The sequence below is a fragment of the Streptomyces sp. SudanB52_2052 genome (assembly GCF_964272415.1).
GTDB lineage: Bacteria > Actinomycetota > Actinomycetes > Streptomycetales > Streptomycetaceae > Streptomyces > Streptomyces olindensis.
This window is the reverse complement of record NZ_OZ186796.1, coordinates 387242-404558: the sequence shown is the minus strand read 5'-3', so window position 1 is coordinate 404558 and position 17317 is coordinate 387242. Positions and strand designations below refer to the sequence as shown.

At 72.8% G+C, this 17317-nt stretch carries 15 protein-coding genes; 9 read left to right on the top strand and 6 right to left on the bottom strand.

Features of this window, described 5'->3' with window-relative positions:
- Nucleotides 1-33 precede the first annotated feature (33 nt).
- Both ACSUPV_RS01900 and lanKC read right to left on the bottom strand, forming a co-directional pair.
- Nucleotides 34-150: a SapB/AmfS family lanthipeptide gene (locus tag ACSUPV_RS01900; RefSeq protein WP_010040504.1), complete on the bottom strand. Its 117-nt coding sequence runs from the start codon at nt 148-150 to the stop codon at nt 34-36.
- Nucleotides 151-234: 84 nt separating this feature from the next.
- The gene (lanKC, locus tag ACSUPV_RS01895) at nt 235-2829 is read right to left on the bottom strand and encodes a class III lanthionine synthetase LanKC (RefSeq protein ID WP_436946783.1); all 2595 of its coding nucleotides are present in this window, start codon (nt 2827-2829) and stop codon (nt 235-237) included.
- A 186-nt stretch (nt 2830-3015) separates the two neighbouring features.
- Between lanKC and ACSUPV_RS01890 the strand changes: the two genes are divergently transcribed.
- The 7 genes from ACSUPV_RS01890 (at nt 3016) to ACSUPV_RS01860 (ending at nt 10172) form a co-directional block, all read left to right on the top strand.
- Nucleotides 3016-5469 (top strand): SpoIIE family protein phosphatase, encoded by a 2454-nt coding sequence (locus ACSUPV_RS01890; RefSeq protein ID WP_037764144.1) that lies wholly within the window; start codon nt 3016-3018, stop codon nt 5467-5469.
- Nucleotides 5470-5562: 93 nt separating this feature from the next.
- Nucleotides 5563-5982: a CBS domain-containing protein gene (locus tag ACSUPV_RS01885; protein WP_031117822.1), complete on the top strand. Its 420-nt coding sequence runs from the start codon at nt 5563-5565 to the stop codon at nt 5980-5982.
- Nucleotides 5983-6162: 180 nt separating this feature from the next.
- A complete protein-coding gene (locus ACSUPV_RS01880) occupies nt 6163-6348 on the top strand; it encodes a hypothetical protein (protein ID WP_037764143.1) in 186 nt (61 codons plus the stop codon).
- A 104-nt stretch (nt 6349-6452) separates the two neighbouring features.
- Nucleotides 6453-7520, top strand: a complete 1068-nt coding sequence (locus ACSUPV_RS01875; RefSeq protein ID WP_359792412.1) for a glucose-1-phosphate thymidylyltransferase — start codon at nt 6453-6455, stop codon at nt 7518-7520.
- The gene (gene rfbB / locus ACSUPV_RS01870) at nt 7517-8497 is read left to right on the top strand and encodes a dTDP-glucose 4,6-dehydratase (protein ID WP_031117824.1); all 981 of its coding nucleotides are present in this window, start codon (nt 7517-7519) and stop codon (nt 8495-8497) included. Before ACSUPV_RS01875 ends, rfbB begins: the two co-directional genes overlap by 4 nt.
- Nucleotides 8494-9372: a dTDP-4-dehydrorhamnose reductase gene (rfbD, locus tag ACSUPV_RS01865; RefSeq protein WP_436946782.1), complete on the top strand. Its 879-nt coding sequence runs from the start codon at nt 8494-8496 to the stop codon at nt 9370-9372. Before rfbB ends, rfbD begins: the two co-directional genes overlap by 4 nt.
- Nucleotides 9369-10172 (top strand): methyltransferase type 11, encoded by an 804-nt coding sequence (locus tag ACSUPV_RS01860; protein WP_031117826.1) that lies wholly within the window; start codon nt 9369-9371, stop codon nt 10170-10172. Before rfbD ends, ACSUPV_RS01860 begins: the two co-directional genes overlap by 4 nt.
- A 90-nt stretch (nt 10173-10262) precedes the next feature.
- On the opposite strand, the gene rfbC is transcribed toward ACSUPV_RS01860, so the two are convergent.
- Entirely contained in the window at nt 10263-10868 is a 606-nt protein-coding gene (gene rfbC, locus ACSUPV_RS01855; RefSeq protein WP_436946781.1) for a dTDP-4-dehydrorhamnose 3,5-epimerase, read from the bottom strand.
- A gap of 3 nt (nt 10869-10871) precedes the next feature.
- Nucleotides 10872-12815, bottom strand: coding sequence for a glycosyltransferase family 2 protein (locus ACSUPV_RS01850; RefSeq protein WP_436946780.1), 1944 nt, complete (start codon nt 12813-12815; stop codon nt 10872-10874).
- Nucleotides 12816-13058: 243 nt separating this feature from the next.
- On the opposite strand from ACSUPV_RS01850, the gene ACSUPV_RS01845 reads away from it, so the two are divergent.
- Nucleotides 13059-13568, top strand: a complete 510-nt coding sequence (locus ACSUPV_RS01845) for a metallophosphoesterase family protein (RefSeq protein ID WP_031117829.1) — start codon at nt 13059-13061, stop codon at nt 13566-13568.
- A 4-nt stretch (nt 13569-13572) separates the two neighbouring features.
- Here ACSUPV_RS01845 and ACSUPV_RS01840 read toward each other — a convergent pair whose 3' ends face one another.
- Nucleotides 13573-13926, bottom strand: coding sequence for an antibiotic biosynthesis monooxygenase family protein (locus ACSUPV_RS01840; protein ID WP_359792405.1), 354 nt, complete (start codon nt 13924-13926; stop codon nt 13573-13575).
- A gap of 4 nt (nt 13927-13930) precedes the next feature.
- Nucleotides 13931-15076: an XdhC family protein gene (locus ACSUPV_RS01835; RefSeq protein WP_037764138.1), complete on the bottom strand. Its 1146-nt coding sequence runs from the start codon at nt 15074-15076 to the stop codon at nt 13931-13933.
- A 191-nt stretch (nt 15077-15267) separates the two neighbouring features.
- On the opposite strand from ACSUPV_RS01835, the gene ACSUPV_RS01830 reads away from it, so the two are divergent.
- The gene (locus ACSUPV_RS01830) at nt 15268-17241 is read left to right on the top strand and encodes a GTP-binding protein (protein ID WP_436946779.1); all 1974 of its coding nucleotides are present in this window, start codon (nt 15268-15270) and stop codon (nt 17239-17241) included.
- The last annotated feature ends 76 nt before the right edge of the window (nt 17242-17317 follow it).

Sequence of the window (17317 nt, the reverse complement as noted above, 5' to 3'; positions counted from 1 at the left end):
GAGAGAACCGCCCGGGGCCGCGCAGACCGCAGGTCAGAGACAGAGCAGGACGCTCGCGGCGCTGATGCAGGAGAGCAGGCTCACCGTGCTGGCGCCACCGCCGTCCGTCCGCTCCTCGGACTCGATGGTCTGCAGGTCGAGAAGTGCCATGATCTGTCCTTCCGTTGGGTGTCCGTCCGTGGTCATCCGTGGGGACGGGGTGGTGTCACGACTCCGCCGGATCGCGGAACCGCGTCATGTGGGCCGCCGGTGGGCCGGCGGGAGGAACGGCAGGTGGGCGCCGGTGGCCGGGTCGAGGGCCGCGCCGAGCGCCAGCAGGCACCCTGCCGTTCCGGTGGCGAGGTCCATGGACAGCCGCATCATCTGGTGGCCGGGGAAGGCCAGTTGGCCCTGGTACGCCATCGCGAACCAGCCGAGCCCGGCGATCTGCCCGGCCAGCCGGTCCGCGGTCGCGCCCGGCGTGGTCGTGCGGCTGAGGTGCAGGATCATTCCGGCGCGGCCCTGGAAGAGCCCGGGCTGCGCATAGAAGCGCGAGGTGGCCGCGGTGAGGACACCGGAGCGGGCGGCCTCGAACTCCCCGGCGAGGGCGGGCGCATGGGCCACGAGGTCGTCGAGGACCATGCCCACTCCGGCGCTGCCGTCGCCGAGGTAGGGCAGGGTCCGCCAGCCCTCGTCGACCTCCAGCGCCCCGTTGTCGCGGGTCACGCAGGACCCCAGGTCCTGGCGCAGTGCCACGGCCGCCGCCTCCAGCCACGCGTCCTGGCCGGTCCACTCGTACTGCCGCAGCAGGAACAGGGCCGGTCCCGTCGCGCCCCGCAGCAGTCCGGCGCGCCGCCGGGGCGCGCCCGGGGGCGGCTCGGCGAGCCGGTGGACGAGGATCCGCGCGGCGTCGTCGGCCCGGTCGCGCAGCTCCGTCTCGCCGGTCGTGCGGGCCAGGTGGCCGAGGACGAGGCCCAGTCCGGCCAGTCCGCCGTGCAGGTCGGAGGAGAGGTTCTGCCACCGCTCCGCGAGGATCCCCTCGACGAGGTCCAGCGCCCGCTGCCGGTGCCCGAGCCGGTCCAGGACCAGCGCGACGCCCGCGAGCCCGTCGTACAGGCCGAGCGGGGTGCCGACCGGGGACGGGGCGGTGTGCTCCAGCAGCCAGCGCTCGCCCTCCTCGTACCGCTCCGCGCCGGCCGCGTCCAGCGCGTACAGCACGCCCGCGGCACCGTGGGCGATCCCCAGCCCGCCGCCGTCCGAGAACTGGGCGACGTCGCCGGGGAAGAGCCGGTCGTCGCGCTCCGGGGTGGCCGAGGCGAGGATCGCCTTGACCATCGAGTCGCGGCTGTACGGCCAGTCGCCCGGATCCACCGGCGAGGAGGGAGCGGCCGGCGTACGGCCGGACACCTCCCGGGTGATCTCCGCGACCGCCTCGTCGAGGAACTCCCGCGGCACGTCCGGGAACTGCTCCCCGATCACCTCGGCCAGATGCGCCGCCTTGCCGCGTTCGACGACGAACAGGGTGGTCACGGGCAGGAACAGGGCCAGCCGCAGACAGGCCAGGGCGTAGCGGTCCACGTCGGTGCCCCGGCGGTCCGGCGGGGCGAAGAAGCCGGGGTGGGCGACGACCTGGCGGCCGTTCTCCCCGACCGGGGCCGCGGCCTCGAAGTCGAGCAGGAAGACCGACTCCTCGTCCGGGGCGACCATGATGTTGAAGACGTGCAGGTCGTTGAAGACGATGCCCCGCTCGTGCACCGCCGCCACCGCCTCCTCGACCTTGCGGTGGATGCGCAGCGCCCACGCCGTGTACGAGGCGACGGCCTCCGGGTCGGGGTCCTGCGCGAGCAGCGGGTGCCGCTCGGCGAAGAACGAGTTGAGCGGACGGCCTTCGAGGAAGTCCATCACCAGGAAGCGGTGACCGCCGAGCTCGAACCAGTCACGCACCTCCGGGACCACGCCCGTGCCCGCGACCTGCTCCAGCGCCCGCTTCTCCCGCTCCAGCCGGGCGATCGCGTCGGCGCCGTCCGAGGCGAGCCCCGCGTGCGGCCGGCCCTCCTTCAGGACGACCTTGCGCCCGTCACGGGTGTCGGTGCCGGCGTACACCCCGCCGCCGTTCGAGAAGTGCAGCGCCTTCTCGATGCGGTACGGCAGGTCCCCGACCGTCGTGGTGTTGCGCGCGTCGAGATGCGGCCGGAGGAACGCCGGCAGCGTCACCCACTCGGGCACCTGGAAGGACGGCGACCGCCGGTCCGGCACCAGCCGCCCCTCGCCGTCCCGCACCGCGGGCACCAGCGAGCCCCGGTCGTCCACGACGAACGAACGCGCGAAGGCCCCGTAGCGGACGTACAGCGGTCCCTCGCCCCACCGCAGGTCGGTGAGGATGTACGGCCCTTCGAACCCCTCCAGCAGCGCGCCCAGCTCGCGCAGCACCTCGTGCAGCCGCTCCTCGCCGTCCGGGTAGACGGTGACGAACTTGCCGCTGCCGTCGCGGGGCGCGTACTTCGTGTTGCGCAGGTGCAGCAGGTGCGGGCCCGGCACGAACTTGAAGGGGATCCGCCGCTCGACGCAGTAGTCCCAGACGATCCCGGCGATCTCCTCCGCGTTCGCACGGGTCGCCGAGGCGTGGATCTTCCAGCCCTGCGCCGGGCCCGGCACCGGCTTCCCGTCCGGGCCGAGCGGCGTCATCGTCAGCCAGTCGCCGATCCGCGCCGCCTCCCAGCCCTCGGGCACCGGCCGGCGGGCCGTCTCGTAGAGGTGCGCGGCTGTCCCCTGCCCGCTGCGCGCGAGCCGGTCCGGCGTCTCGTAGAAATGCCGGTCGGCGAGCGCGTACACCTCGTACCGCTTGTCCATGCGTCCCCCTCCGTGACGGGCACCGAGCTTTCCAGCCACGCGCCGGGGCCCGACAGTCACGGCTGTCACGAGGTCACCGTGCGGAACGCATGCGTTAAGAGATGTTCGACGCCTTTCGACCGCCCTTGTGCGCGCGGGTCCACTGAACGCTCACAGGGGCTGCGCAGGTGCCCCATAAGCGCTGTAATGGCCAACGTGGTCAGTCAGGGCGCCCAGGAGCGCGGAACGCGAACGCTGCGTGCCGAAGGTGCCCTCAGAGCGATCGCGGCCGATCAGGAGTCGCCCGAACGGGTGCGCCGCGTGCTCGAACAGGCGCTCGTCTTCGCCGGGGCGTCCTTCGTCGCCGTGTACACGCCGAGTGAGGACGGTGAGCTGCTGTGCCTGATGGAGTCGGCCGGGGTCCCGAGGACGCTGTACGGACTGCGTGACAGCTATCCCCGGGCCGGGCGCTCCCCGGTCGCCGAGGCGCACCGCGGCGGACGGCCGGTCTCCCTGGGCCCGGCGGAACTCGCCGAGCACGCGCAGGCGCGGCGCGTCCCCTCCCGGGACTTCTTCGTGACGGCCCTGCCCGTGCACGGGGACGGCGGCGGCTGCCTCCTCGCCGTGAGCGAGCGCCCCGAGGGGTTCGACACCGACGACCGCAAGTGCCTGGAACTCGTCTCCGAGGCGGTCGCCTTCCCCGCCCCGGCCGCACCCGTCGAGGGCGGTGAACTGCCGCCGGGCGCGTTCAGCCTCGCCATGGACACCGGCCGCGTCCGCGTCGGGGACGATCTGCTCGACCTGTTCGGACTCGACCCCGTCGAGTTCGACGGCCGCGTCGAGACCCTGCTGAGCCTGACCGTGCCGGAGGACCTGCCCTCGCTGATGTCCGTGGTGGAGGCCGACCACATGTCCATCGGCGACCGCGAGCTGGAGTTCCGGGTGCTCCAGCCCACCGGGCCGCCGAAGTGGCTCCGGCTGCGCGGGCGCCTCCTGCCCGGCGGCGAAGGCCATCCGGCACGGCTCGTGGGGACCGTCGCCGACGCCTCCACCCTGCGCGCCGACGTCACCGACGTGGCCCGCGTGCAGCGCCTGGCCGCCGCGCTGGCCACCGCCGTCACCGTCCGCGACGTCGGCAAGGCCGTGGTCGCCGCCCTGCGCCGGCCGCTCAGGGCCGACCGGATCGCGCTCGCCGAGCTGGAGAGCGAACGGCTCGTCGTCACCGTCCTCGACCCGCCCGAGCCCGAGGCCTGGCCCCAGGTGTGGCGCGCGGAGTGGCGGGGCGAGTGGCCCGACGCGCCCGTGCGCGCCATGCCCACCCTCGCCGCCGCGCTGCGCGAGGGCCGCGCCCGGATCTGGCCCGCCGGCAGCCCCCTGGAACGCGCCCTGGCCGAGGTCGGCCCCGGCGGCCTCGCGGTCCTGCCGCTGCCCGCCGGGAACCGCATGGCCGGCGCGTGCCTGATCGGCTGGGACACCCCGCACGACTTCGGCTCCGACGAACGCGCTCTGCTCACCGCCTGCGCCGGCCTCGCCGGACAGGCCCTGGTGCGGGCCCGCGCCTTCGACGCCGAGCACGAGCTCGTCGGCATGCTCCAGCGCCAGCTGCTGCCCCGCCGCCTGCCCCGGCTGCCGGGCGCGGTGGCCGTCGCCCGCTACCTGCCCAGCACGGCGGGGCTGGAGCTCGGCGGCGACTGGTACGACGTCATCCCGCTGCCCGACAACCACGTCGCCCTCGTCATCGGCGACGTCCAGGGCCACAGCGCCGGGGCCGCCACCCTCATGGGGCAGATGCGCACCGCCCTGCGCGCCTACGCCGTCGAGGGGCACCCGCCGGACGTGGTGGTCGCGCACGCCAACCGGCTGCTCACGGACATGGAGAGCGACCTCTTCGCCACCTGCTGCTACGTCGACGTCGACCTGGAGGAGGGCGCCGCCTGGTGCGTGCGCGCCGGGCATCCGCCCCCGGTGCTGCGCTACCCCGACGGCGGAACCGAGATCGCGGAGGCCGAGGGCGGCCCGCCCCTCGGCGTGATCGCGCAGGCCGACTTCCCCATGAGCCCGCTGCGGCTGCCGCCCGGCACCCTGATCGCCCTGGCCACCGACGGGCTCGTCGAGTCACCGGACACCGACATCGACGAGGGCCTGGACCGCCTCGCCGCCCGGCTGGGCGCCGCCGCCCCCACCGACCTGGGCCTGGTCGCCGACGCCCTCCTCGGCAACGCCCGGCGCAGCGACGACGTGGCCCTGCTCCTCATGCGCTACGACGGCCTGGCCCTGCGGCCGCTGCGGGAGAGCTGGACGGTGTGGCGGGTGCCGCAGGCGGTCGGGCACGCCCGCCGCTTCGCCCGGCGCACCCTGCGCGCCTGGGACGTCACCGAGGACGTCGACGCGGCCCTCCTCGTCGTCTCCGAACTCGTCACCAACGCCCTCGTCCACACCGACGGCCGGGTCCGCATGGACCTCACCCTCGTCAGCGACCGCCTGCGCATCGCGGTCGCCGACGCCTCGCCGCGCTCCCCGGTCCGGCCCACCAGCATCGGCTGGGAGGCCACCGGCGGCCGGGGCATCCTCCTCGTCGAGGCCCTCGCGGCGACCTGGGGCACCCTGCCGGTCAGCGGCGGCAAGCAGGTGTGGGCCGAGCTGGTGCTCGGCCGCCACTGAGCGGTTCTCCGCGGGTGACCATGCCGTCCCGTCGGGTACCCGGCGCCGCGTAGGACGGAGAAACCGCCAGCGAGCCGAAGAAAGAGGAACGTCATGGCTCAGCATGTCCGCGACATCATGACCGGCGACCCGGTCACCGTCGAGCCGCAGACCTCCGTCGCCGAGGTGGCGCGCATCATGCGCGACGAGGACCTCGGAGTCGTCCTGGTGACGGACGGCGACGATCTGCGCGGAGTGGTCACCGACCGTGACCTGGTGGTCCGGTCGATCAGCAAGGGCGGCGACCCGGAGCGGACCACCGTGGCCGGCGCGTGCAGCGACGAGCTGGTCACCGTCGGACCCGACGAGGACCTGATCCACGCGGTGCAGCTGATGCGCGAGCACTCCGTGCGCCGTATCCCGGTCGTCGACCACGGACGCCCCGTGGGCATCGTCTCCCTGGGCGACCTGGCCATGGAGCGCGACCCGGAGTCGGCGCTGGGCGACATCAGCGCCGCGCGCCCCAACGCCTGACGACGGCGACCCACCGGACGGTCCCGCGCACCCTCCGTGCCCGGGACCGTCGTACCTCGACCGAACAGCCCTGCGGGGGTGGGGAGTTCGGCGTCGCGGCACAAGCGTCCCGGCCGGAGTTTGTTCGCTTTGTCCCTGGGGACTCGAACGGCAGCGGATGCAGAAGGAAGATGATGAGTCGTGACGTCCATGGAGACCACCGAGAAGCCCGTCGTCCGTCGGCCCGAGACCGGCTGGTCGCAGGCACGCCGCCTGCGCGGAAAAAAGGCCGCGCTGCGGACCTGCCTCCCCGCCGTGGAGGACCGGGCCGCCCCCACGGCCGCGCGCTCGGGGCCGGAGTGGAACATCGTCCGGGGCGAGGACTGACCGCTCTCCAGGAGGACGCGCGGTGACGTCCCGCGGAACGCCGCGCGTCGACAACCAGAAGAAGTGATGTTCACATCCGCCGGATGGCGACTAAGGTGAGCTGAATGAAGGCTCTCGTGCTGTCCGGCGGCGCAGGAACACGTCTGAGGCCGATCACACACACGTCGGCCAAACAACTGGTGCCAGTGGCCAACAAGGCCGTGCTCTTCTACGGGTTGGAGTCGATCGCCGAGGCCGGCATCACCGACGTGGGGATGATCGTCGGGGAAACGGCCGCGGAGATCGAGGAAGCGGTGGGCGACGGGTCGAAGTTCGGCCTCAACGTCACCTACATCCCGCAGGAGCGGCCCCTGGGGCTGGCCCACGCGGTCCTGATCGCCCGGGACTACCTCGGTGACGACGACTTCGTGATGTACCTCGGCGACAACTTCATCGTCGGCGGCATCACCGGCCTCGTCGACGAGTTCCGCAGACACCGGCCCGACGCCCAGATCCTGCTCACCCGCGTGGCCGACCCGCGCGCCTTCGGTGTCGCCGAACTCGACCCGACCGGCCAGGTGATCGGCCTGGAGGAGAAACCCGACCAGCCGAAGAGCGACCTCGCGCTGGTCGGCGTCTACATGTTCACGCCCCTGATCCACGACGCGGTCCGCGCCATCGAGCCGTCCTGGCGCGGCGAACTCGAGATCACGCACGCCATCCAGCACCTGATCGACTCCCGCGCCGACGTGCGCTCCACGGTCATCAAGGGCTACTGGAAGGACACCGGCAACGTCGGCGACATGCTCGAGGTGAACCGCACGGTCCTCGAAGGCATGGAGCGCCGCATCGACGGCGACGTGGACGACGCCTCGCAGACCATCGGGCGGGTGGTCGTGGAAGAGGGCGCGCGTATCGTCAACTCCCGTATCGTCGGGCCCGCCGTCATCGGCTCGGGAACCCTCGTCAGCAACTCCTACGTCGGTCCCTTCACCTCCGTCGCGGAGAACTGCCGGATCACGGACAGTGAACTGGAGTTCTCCATCGTGCTGCGGGACTCCTCGATCCGGGGCGTCGGCCGGATCGAGTCCTCGCTGATCGGCCGGCACGTCGAGGTGACCCCGGCCCCCAGCGTCCCCAGCGCCCACCGCCTCGTCCTCGGAGACCACAGCAAGGTGCAGATCACTTCATGAACCTCCTCGTCACCGGCGCCGCCGGGTTCATCGGCTCCCGCTACGTCCGCGCCGCCCTCGCCACGGACAGACCCGACGCGCCGCGCATCACCGTGCTGGACAAGCTCACCTACGCCGGCACCCTCGACAACCTCGAACTGACCCACCCCCGGCTGGAGTTCGTGCAGGGCGACATCTGCGACGCCGAGTTGGTCGACAAGCTCATGGCCGACGCGGACCAGGTCGTGCACTTCGCCGCCGAGTCCCACGTCGACCGCTCCATCACCGGCGCGGCCGACTTCGTCCGCACCAACGTGCTGGGCACCCAGACCCTGCTGGACGCCGCCCTGCGCCACGGCGTGGGCCCCTTCGTGCACGTCTCCACGGACGAGGTCTACGGCTCCATCGAGACCGGCTCCTGGCCGGAGACCCACCCCCTCCAGCCGAACTCCCCGTACTCCGCCTCCAAGGCCTCCTCCGACCTGCTCGCCCTCGCCTACCACCGCACCCACGGCCTGGACGTGCGCGTCACGCGCTGCTCCAACAACTACGGCCCGCACCAGTTCCCCGAGAAGGTCATCCCGCTGTTCGTGACCAACCTCCTCGACGGGCACAAGGTGCCGCTGTACGGCGAGGGCCGCAACGTCCGCGACTGGCTGCACGTCGACGACCACTGCCAGGGCGTCGACCTCGTCCGCACCAAGGGACGGCCCGGCGAGGTCTACAACATCGGCGGCGGCACGGAGCTGACCAACAAGGAACTCACCGGCCTGCTCCTTCAGGCCTGCGGAGCGGACTGGGACCGCGTCGAGTACGTCGAGGACCGCAAGGGACACGACCTGCGCTACTCCGTCGACTGGTCCAAGGCCCGCGACGAACTCGGCTACCGCCCCCGCCACGACTTCACCACCGGCCTCGCCGAGACCGTCGCCTGGTACCGCGACAACCGCGCCTGGTGGGAGCCCCTGAAGCGGCGCGTCGCACAGGAGCGCGCATGAGGTGGCTCATCACCGGCGCCGGCGGGATGCTCGGCCGGGACGTCGTCGACGAACTCACCCGGCGGGGCGAGACCGTCACGGGCCTCGACCGCGCCGCCCTCGACATCACCCGCCCCGAGGCCGTCGACGCGGCCGTCCGGGAACACCGCCCCGACCTCGTCGTCAACTGCGCCGCGTACACGGCCGTCGACGACGCCGAGACCGACGAGGCCCGCGCCCTGGAGATCAACGGCGACGGGCCGCGCCTCCTCGCGCGGGCCTGCGCCGCACACGGCGCCCGCCTGGTCCACGTCTCCACGGACTACGTCTTCGACGGCGAGGCCCGCACCGCCCCCTACCAGGAGGACCACCCGACGGACCCGCGCACCGCCTACGGCCGCACCAAGCTGGCCGGCGAGCGGGCCGTGCTCGAAGAACTGCCCGGGGCGAGCGCGGTCGTGCGCACGGCTTGGCTCTACGGGGTCCACGGCGCTAACTTCGTGCGGACCATGATCGGTCTCGAAGCCCGCCGCGACACCGTCGACGTCGTCGACGACCAACGCGGGCAGCCCACGTGGAGCGCGGACGTCGCCGAGCGGATCGCCGACCTCGGCCCCCGGCTCGGTCCCGACGCGCACGGCGTCTTCCACGCCACCAGCTCCGGTGAGGCCACCTGGTACGAACTGGCCCGAGAGGTGTTCTCCCTGCTCGGCGCCGACCCGGACCGGGTGCGCCCCACCAGCAGCGCGGCCTTCCCCCGGCCCGCGCCCCGCCCGGCGTACAGCGCCCTCGCACACCGCCGGTGGCAGGAGATCGGCCTGCCGCTGCCGCGCGACTGGCGCTCCGCCCTGCACGAAGCCCTGCCCCGGATCCGCAAGGAAGGTCTCCCCTCGTGAAACGCCATGAGTTCCTCCGGGAACTGCACAAGGTCAGCGCCAATCGCAACTACCTGGAGATCGGCGTCAACGACGGGCGCAGCCTGACGCTGTCCCGCGTCCCCAGCATCGCGATCGACCCCGCCTTCAAGGTGGTCTCGGAGCTGAAGTGCGACGTCCACCTGGTGAAGGCCACCAGTGACGACTTCTTCGCCCGCGACAACCCCCTGCAGCACCTCAAGGGAGGCCGGCACCCGCTGCGCAACCTGCGCCGCGGCCGCAGCCCGATCGGCTACTGGCGCCGCACCACGCTCGACCTGTCCTTCATCGACGGCATGCACCTGTTCGAGTTCGCGCTGCGCGACTTCATGAACGTCGAGAAGTACTCGGACTGGTCCAGCGTGATCGTCCTCGACGACATGCTGCCGCGCAGCGTCGACGAGGCGGCCCGGGACCGGCACACCAACGCCTGGACCGGTGACGTCTTCAAGATCACCGAGGTGCTGGCCCGCTACCGCCCCGACCTGGTCACCATCCAGGTGGACACCGCCCCCACCGGCCAGCTGGTCGTCTTCGGCGCCGACCCGAACAACCGGGTCCTGCACGAGAAGTACGACGAGATCATGGCCGAGTACAAGGTGCCCGACCCGCAGAAGGTCCCCGAGGCGATCCTGGAACGGGCCGGCGCCGTGCGCCCCGAGGCGCTGCTGGAGGCGGGCTTCTGGCGTCCCCTCGCCCAGGCCCGCAACCGGGGCCTGCCCCGCTCGATGGGCTGGGAGCCCTTGCGCAAGGCCCTGGAGCAGGTGGGCGTCAGCCGCTGACCCGACCCGGCACGCCGAAGGCCCGGACGCTGTGCGCGTCCGGGCCTTCGGCGTGTGCGGCGAGCTGCCTTGTCGGCCGCCCGCGGGGACTCAGGCGCCCTTCCCGCCCCGCAGTTGCTCGTCGTAGGCCAGGCACGCCTCGTACGACGGCAGCAGGCCCTGCCGTTCCGCCTCCGCCAGGGTCGGGGCCTGCTCGTCCTTGGGGGAGAGGAGCGGGGTGATTCCCTCGGGCCACTCGATGCCCAGGGCCGGGTCGAGCGGGTGGATGCCGTGCTCGCGCTCCGGGGCGTAGCCCTCCGAGCACAGGTACACCACCGTCGCGTCGTCGGTCAGGGCCATGAAGGCGTGGCCCAGGCCCTCCGAGAGGAACACCGCGTGCCGGGTGTCGTCGTCGAGCCGGGCCGCCTCCCACGTGCCGTACGTGGGGGAGCCCACCCGGAAGTCGATCACCACGTCCAGGACGGCACCGCGCACGCAGGTGACGTACTTGGCCTGGCTGGGCGGCACGTCGGCGAAGTGCACACCGCGCAGCACGCCCCGCCGGGAGACCGAGCAGTTGGCCTGCGCCAGGGACAGGTCACGGCCCGTGGCCGCGCGGAACTCCTCGCCCCGGAACCACTCGTGGAAGCTGCCCCGGTCGTCCGGGAAGATCTTGGGCTCCAGAACCCAGGCGCCCTTGATGCCCAGTGGTCGCATGTGTCACTGCCCTCCGGTCCTGATACGGGAAACCACCTTCCGGCGCGCGGCCCCGAGCACCCGCCGCGCACGCCGCGCCAGGCGCAGCGCGGCACCCGGCCCGGGCACCGGCGCCACGAGCACACTCCCGCCCCCGGCGCGCAGGGCGAACGGCAGTCCGGTGAAGCGGGCCCCGTCGGCGCCCGGCGTCAGGCACAGCGCCACCCGCCAGATGCCGCCGGACAGGTCCTCGGCGGGCAGGGCGGCCGCCAGGACCGAGCCCGCCCCCCGCACATCCGGGGACAGCGTGCCCGGCGTCTCGACGATCCGGCTCGAGGAGACGAACCTCAGCCGCACGTCCGTGTCCCCGGGCACGTGCAGGGGAAGCCGCACCCGGAACACTCCCGCGGAGACCGTGACGTCCCCCTGCTGCACGCCGCCCAGCCCGAGCCGCTTGCCCCGTGTACCCAGTTCCAGGGAGAGGTTGCCGTGCGGGTCCGTCCAGTACGGCCGGACCGCGCGCCCGCCGACGACACCCGCCCCGGGCGTGGGCCGGTCCGGCCGCGTCACCGGACCCAGGCGGCATTCCTTGGTCCACCCACCGAGCTTGACCCGGACGACCGCGTCCCAGACGCCGTCCCCCGGCAGGGCGGCCGGATCGACGGTGGCGGTCGCCCGCAGCACCAGCCGGACCTCCTCGCCGTCCCCGACGGGTACCGTCTCCCGGCTGAACTCCACCGGCTGGAAGTACTGCGCGGCGCTGGAGCGCTCCCGCAGCAGCAGATCGGCCGTGGCCTGCCCGAACCGCGCGGCGGTCTCCGAGGCCACCCACGCCACCGCCTCCGGGACGTCCTTCGGCGCGTCCGGCAGCGGCGTCGCCTCGGCGCCGGCGGGGAAGGCCATCGGCTCGCCGCCGGAGAGGTACTCGGCCGTGAAGGAGACCCGCAGGGAGCCCTCCCGCCATTCCACCTCGCCGGGGGTCGCCCGCGGGGCGAGCCCCGCCTCCCACTGGGCGAAGGACACCACGTCGTCGTACCGGTCGGCCGCGGTCAGCGCGGCGACGACCTGCTGCGTCGGCTGCAGACCGGCCGCCACGCCGGGGCCGAAGCGCTCGACGACGACCTCGTGGATCTCCGCGAACAGCTCCCGGCGGTAGTCGTCGGGCAGCTTCAGGAAGCGCCGGGCCCGCAGCCGCTCGACCATCTCCACCCGCAGCCAGCGCCGGAAGAGCCGGTCGCGCACCGGGCCGGGCTCGGTGTAGCGCTCGACGACGTCGAGGGCTTCGCGGAGGTTCTTGAAGTAGCCGACGGGGTCGAAGCGTTCGAAGCCGGCGTTGGAGCCGTCGTCCCGCCGCAGGTGGTAGTAGCAGACGTAGTCGCTGAGCACGGAGACGTTCTCCGCGCGCAGATACGCCTCGGCGATGAAGACGTGGTCCTCCAGCCGCCGTCTGCCCTCGGGGAAGCGCAGGCCGATGCGGTCCAGGAAGGCCCGGCGGATCATCTTGTGCGGGGTGAGGCTGTCGATGAGCGGGGCGTTCTCGACGGTGGCGCGCGGGTGGTTGCGGCGGAACAGCTCCACCGGCACGCCGCGTCCCTTGCCGGCCATCTTGCCCACGATCACGTCGGCGCCGTTGGCCACGCCGTAGTCGTACATCCGCTCCAGGGCCTCGTCGCCCAGGTAGTCGTCGTTGTCGACGAACATGACGAACTCGCCGCGGGAGGCCTCGATGCCGACGTTGCGGGGCTTGCCCGACCAGCCGGAGTTCTCCTGGTGGATGACCTTCATCCGGGGGTCCTCGGCGGCGAGCGCGTCGAGCCGGGCGGGGGTCTCGTCGGTCGAGCCGTCGTCGACGAAGATCACCTCGTACTCGTCGGGAGGCAGCGACTGCCGCTGCAGCGAGGAGATGCAGTCCTCGATGTAGATCCCCGGGTTGTAGACGGGGATGATGACGCTGACCTTGACCGGCATCGGGTTTCGGGGCCCCTTCGGGTCGCTCGCCGTAGACGTCCTGTTGTACTGCGCGTTGCCCGATGCTAACCCGGTCGGGTGGGCGGTCTCACGTTCGGACCGCCGCCGAGACCGTGCCGTGATCATCTCGGCGGCGGGCAACTGGGCCGGGCCGTCCGTCCGTTCGGGGTGCGCCGGTCGGTCGGCGACGTCTGGATGCTGACTCCTCCGCATAAGTGGATACAGCACCTTTAGGCTGAGATCGTGCGCCTGCTGATCATGTCCGACACCCACCTGCCCAAGCGGGCCAGGGAACTGCCCGCCCCCCTGCTGGCCGAACTCCCGCGGGCCGACGTCGTCTTCCACGCCGGGGACTGGGTCGACACCGCCACCCTCGACCTGCTCGAGGCCCGCTCCCGCAGGCTCGTCGCCGTGTACGGCAACAACGACGGGCCGGACCTGCGCGCCCGGCTGCCCGAGGTGGCCTACGTGGAACTGGGCGGGCTGCGCTTCGGCGTGATCCACGAGACGGGCCCCGCCCAGGGCCGCGAGCAGCGCTGCGCCGCCCGCTTCCCCGACCTCGACGTGCTGGTCTTCGGCCACAGCCACATCCCCTGGGACACCACCGCGCCCAGCGGTCTGCGGCTGCTCAACCCGGGCTCGCCGACCGACCGCCGCCGGCAGCCGCACTGCACGTACATGACCGCCACCGTCGCCGACGGCCTGCTCACCGACGTGGCACTGCACCGGCTGCCGCCCCGCACACCGCGCTGACCGCCTACGCGCGCGAGAACCCGTGGCTCCGCTCCACCTTCGCCACGTGCAGCGTGTAGCTCTCGTACCACTCGGCCTGTCCGCGCTTCTGCGCCGCGCGGTGCTCGGCGTTGGACCGCCACTCCGTCAGCGCGTCGGCGTCGCGGAAGTACCCGACGGTGATGGACAGCCCGCCGGGAGTGTGCGCGTGGTCCATCCCCAGGAACCCGGGCACCTCCTTCACCAGCTCCTCCATGCGTGCGGCGGTCTCGCTGTAGCCGCTCTGGTCCTCGGTCCGTATCGAGGTGAACACCGCCACGTAGTAAGGGGGTTCATAGGCCTCGACGGGTGCGACAGGAGCTTCGGAGGGGTTGCTCATGGCGTCACTGTAGGGCAGGGCGCGCCCGGCGTCCGGTGTCCGTCCCGTCGGGGCGGGGCGGGTGCACCGCTCCCTGTGTGACGGTCAGCGGGGCACCGGTGCCTCCCCAGCGCAGCGCCACGATCTCGGCCGCGACCGACACCGCCACCTCCTCGGGCGTACGGGCCCCGAGGTCGAGTCCGACCGGCGAGCGCAGCCGGGACAGCTCGTGCCGCGTGAGCCCGGCCTCCACCAGCCGCTTCGCCCGGTCGTCGTGGGTGCGGCGGCTGCCCATCGCCCCGATGTAGGCGGCCGGGCGGCGCAGCGCCTCCGTCAGCAGCGGCACGTCGAACTTGGGATCGTGCGTGAGAACGCAGATCACCGTGCGCTCGTCGGTGTCCGTGTCGCGCAGATAGCGGTGCGGCCACGCGGCGACCACCTCGACGCCCTCGGGGAAGCGGCGGGGCGTCGCGAAGACCGGGCGGGCGTCGCAGACGGTGACCCGGTAGCCGAGGAAGTCCCCGATGCGGGCCACGGCCGCCGCGTAGTCGATCGCGCCGAAGACCAGCATCCGCGGCGGCGGCGCGAAGGACTGCAGGAACACGCCGACGGAGTCCTCGCGGCGCTGCCCCCCGGGCCCGTAGTGCCGCAGGCCGGTGGCGCCCAGGGCGAGCTCGCCGCGCGCGTCGGCGGTGACGGCGGCGTCCAGGCCGCTCGCGCCGAGCGTGCCCGAGACCCGGTCCGGCCAGACGGCCAGCGTCGCCCCGCGCCGCGCCGGACCGCCGGTCACCGTGGCCACGACCACCGGCTCTCCCGCCGCGACCGCGTCCACGACCGCGCCGAACCCCGGATCCAGCCCGGGCGCGACGGGACGCACGAGCACCGTGATCTCACCACCGCAGGTCAGGCCCACGGCGAAGGCGTCCTCGTCGCTGTAGCCGAAGGTCTCCAGCCGGGCCTCGCCGCTCGCCACGACCTCCTGCGCCAGCTCGAACACCGCACCCTCGACACACCCCCCGGACACACTGCCCACGACCTCGCCGTCCGGGCCCACCGCCATCGCCGCACCCGGGTCGCGCGGCGCGCTGCGGCTGACCTCGACGACCGTCGCGAGACCGAACGGGAGCCCGGCCCTGTACCAGCGGCCGAGTACCGGGAGAACGTCACGCACGAGCCGCTCCTCTCCTTGCACACGCCCCCCGGGTACCCCGGGCGGCGGTTAATTCCGTTGTGGCCCCCGGCGCCGGTCTGCTGCACTGCACAGGTCCACCACGTGCCCGAGTCCCGAGGAGTTCCGGATGCGCACTGCGTTCATGTCCCCCCAGGCAGGAACAGCCCCCTCTCCGAAGGACATGACGCTTCGTGCACATGCTCAACCTTGGAATCCTCGCCCATGTCGACGCGGGTAAGACCAGCCTGACCGAGCGGCTGCTCCATTCGGCCGGGGTGATCGACGAGATCGGCAGCGTCGACGACGGCAGCACCCGCACCGACACCCTCGCACTGGAGCGGCAGCGCGGCATCACCATCAAGTCCGCCGTCGTCTCGTTCCCGCTCGACGGTGTGACCGTCAACCTCATCGACACGCCCGGTCACCCGGACTTCATCGCCGAGGTGGAGCGCGTGCTCGGCGTGCTGGACGGGGTCGTCCTCGTGATCTCCGCCGTCGAGGGGGTGCAGGCCCAGACGCGGGTGCTGATGCGGACGCTGCGGCGGCTGCGCATCCCGACCCTGCTCTTCGTCAACAAGATCGACCGGCGCGGGGCGGGTCACGAGGAGGTGCTGCGGGGCATCTCGGCCCGGCTGACCCCCGCGATCGTGCCCATGGGGACCACCACCGGCCTCGGCACGCGCGCGGCCCGCTTCGTCCCCGGGCCCGGACCCGCCGCCGCGCTGGACGTCCTCGCCGACCACGACGACACCCTGCTGTCCGCGTACGTCGAGGACACCGTCACGGACGCCCTGCTGCACCGAGCCCTCGTTGCGCAGACCCGTGAGGCCCTGGTCCACCCGGTCTACTTCGGCTCCGCCGCCACGGGCGCCGGTGTCGACGCGCTCCTGACCGGCATCGAGACACTGCTGCCGCCGGCCGACGGGGACGCGGACGGGCCGGTCTCCGCGACCGTGTTCAAGGTCGAACGGGGCCCGGCGGGGGAGAAGGCCGCCTACGCCCGGATGTTCTCCGGCACCCTGCGCACCCGCGACCGGATCCCCTGCGGAACGGACGGCACCGAACGCCGGGTCACCGGGATCAGCGTCTTCGCCCACGGCACGGACACCCCCGCGGACGCCGTCGTCGCCGGCCAGATCGCCCGCCTCACCGGCCTCGGCGACATCAGGATCGGCGACGCGCTCGGCGCGCCCCGCAAGGGCTACGAGCAGGTCTTCGCCCCGCCGACCCTGGAGACCGTCGTCGTCCCCGGCCCGGAGGTGAACCGGGGAGCGCTCCACCTCGCGCTCACCCGGCTCGCCGAACAGGACCCGCTGATCGGCCTGCGCCACGACGAACGCCGGCAGGAGACCTCCGTCTCCCTCTACGGCGAGGTGCAGAAGGAGGTCCTCCAGGCCACCCTCGCCGACGAGTACGGCCTCGACGTCACCTTCCGCGAGACCACACCGCTGTGCGTCGAACGGGTCGTCGGCACCGGGCAGGCCGCGGAGTTCATCAAGAAGGACGAGAACCCGTTCCTCGCGACGGTCGGCCTGCGCGTCGACCCCGCGCCGGCCGGCGCGGGCGTCGCGTTCCGGCTGGAGGTGGAGCTCGGCGCGATGCCGTACGCCTTCTTCAAGGCCGTCGAGGACACCGTGCGCGAGACCCTCGACCAGGGGCTGCACGGCTGGCGGGTCACCGACTGCGTGGTCACCATGACCCACAGCGGCTACTGGCCCCGGCAGAGCCACGCCCACCAGGGCTTCGACAAGAGCATGTCCAGCACCGGGGCCGACTTCCGCGGTTTGACGCCGCTGGTGCTCGTCGAGGCGCTGCGGCGGGCCGGGACCCGGGTCCACGAGCCGATGCACCGCTTCCGCGTCGAGGCCCCGGCCGACACCCTCGGCGCCCTGCTGCCGGTGCTGGCCGGACTCGCGGCCGTGCCCGAGACGACGCGGAACCGGCAGGACGTCTGCGTCCTCGAAGGCACCGTGCCGGCGGCCCGGGTGCACGCCCTCGGACAGCGGCTGCCCGGGCTCACCCGGGGCGAGGGCGAGCTGGAGAGCGCCTTCGCACACTATGCGCCAGTTGCGCACGGCACGGTCCCCGAGCGTCCGCGCACCGACCACAACCCGCTGAACAGGAAGGAGTACTTGTTGAACGTGACACGAAGAGTGGGCGGCTGAGGTGTGCGCGCTGGCCGAGAGGGAACTTACTCCGGAGTCAGGGGTGTTGACGGTGTCCTGATATCACCGGACTGTA

Bases quoted from the DNA above. Each gene is read 5' to 3' on its own strand.
- ACSUPV_RS01900 (WP_010040504.1), bottom strand. From the start codon at position 150: ATGGCACTTCTCGACCTGCAGACCATCGAGTCCGAGGAGCGGACGGAC.
- lanKC (WP_436946783.1), bottom strand. From the start codon at position 2,829: ATGGACAAGCGGTACGAGGTGTACGCGCTCGCCGACCGGCATTTCTAC.
- ACSUPV_RS01890 (WP_037764144.1), top strand. From the start codon at position 3,016: ATGGCCAACGTGGTCAGTCAGGGCGCCCAGGAGCGCGGAACGCGAACG.
- ACSUPV_RS01885 (WP_031117822.1), top strand. From the start codon at position 5,563: ATGGCTCAGCATGTCCGCGACATCATGACCGGCGACCCGGTCACCGTC.
- ACSUPV_RS01875 (WP_359792412.1), top strand. From the start codon at position 6,453: ATGAAGGCTCTCGTGCTGTCCGGCGGCGCAGGAACACGTCTGAGGCCG.
- rfbB (WP_031117824.1), top strand. From the start codon at position 7,517: ATGAACCTCCTCGTCACCGGCGCCGCCGGGTTCATCGGCTCCCGCTAC.
- rfbD (WP_436946782.1), top strand. From the start codon at position 8,494: ATGAGGTGGCTCATCACCGGCGCCGGCGGGATGCTCGGCCGGGACGTC.
- rfbC (WP_436946781.1), bottom strand. From the start codon at position 10,868: ATGCGACCACTGGGCATCAAGGGCGCCTGGGTTCTGGAGCCCAAGATC.
- ACSUPV_RS01850 (WP_436946780.1), bottom strand. From the start codon at position 12,815: ATGCCGGTCAAGGTCAGCGTCATCATCCCCGTCTACAACCCGGGGATC.
- ACSUPV_RS01840 (WP_359792405.1), bottom strand. From the start codon at position 13,926: ATGAGCAACCCCTCCGAAGCTCCTGTCGCACCCGTCGAGGCCTATGAA.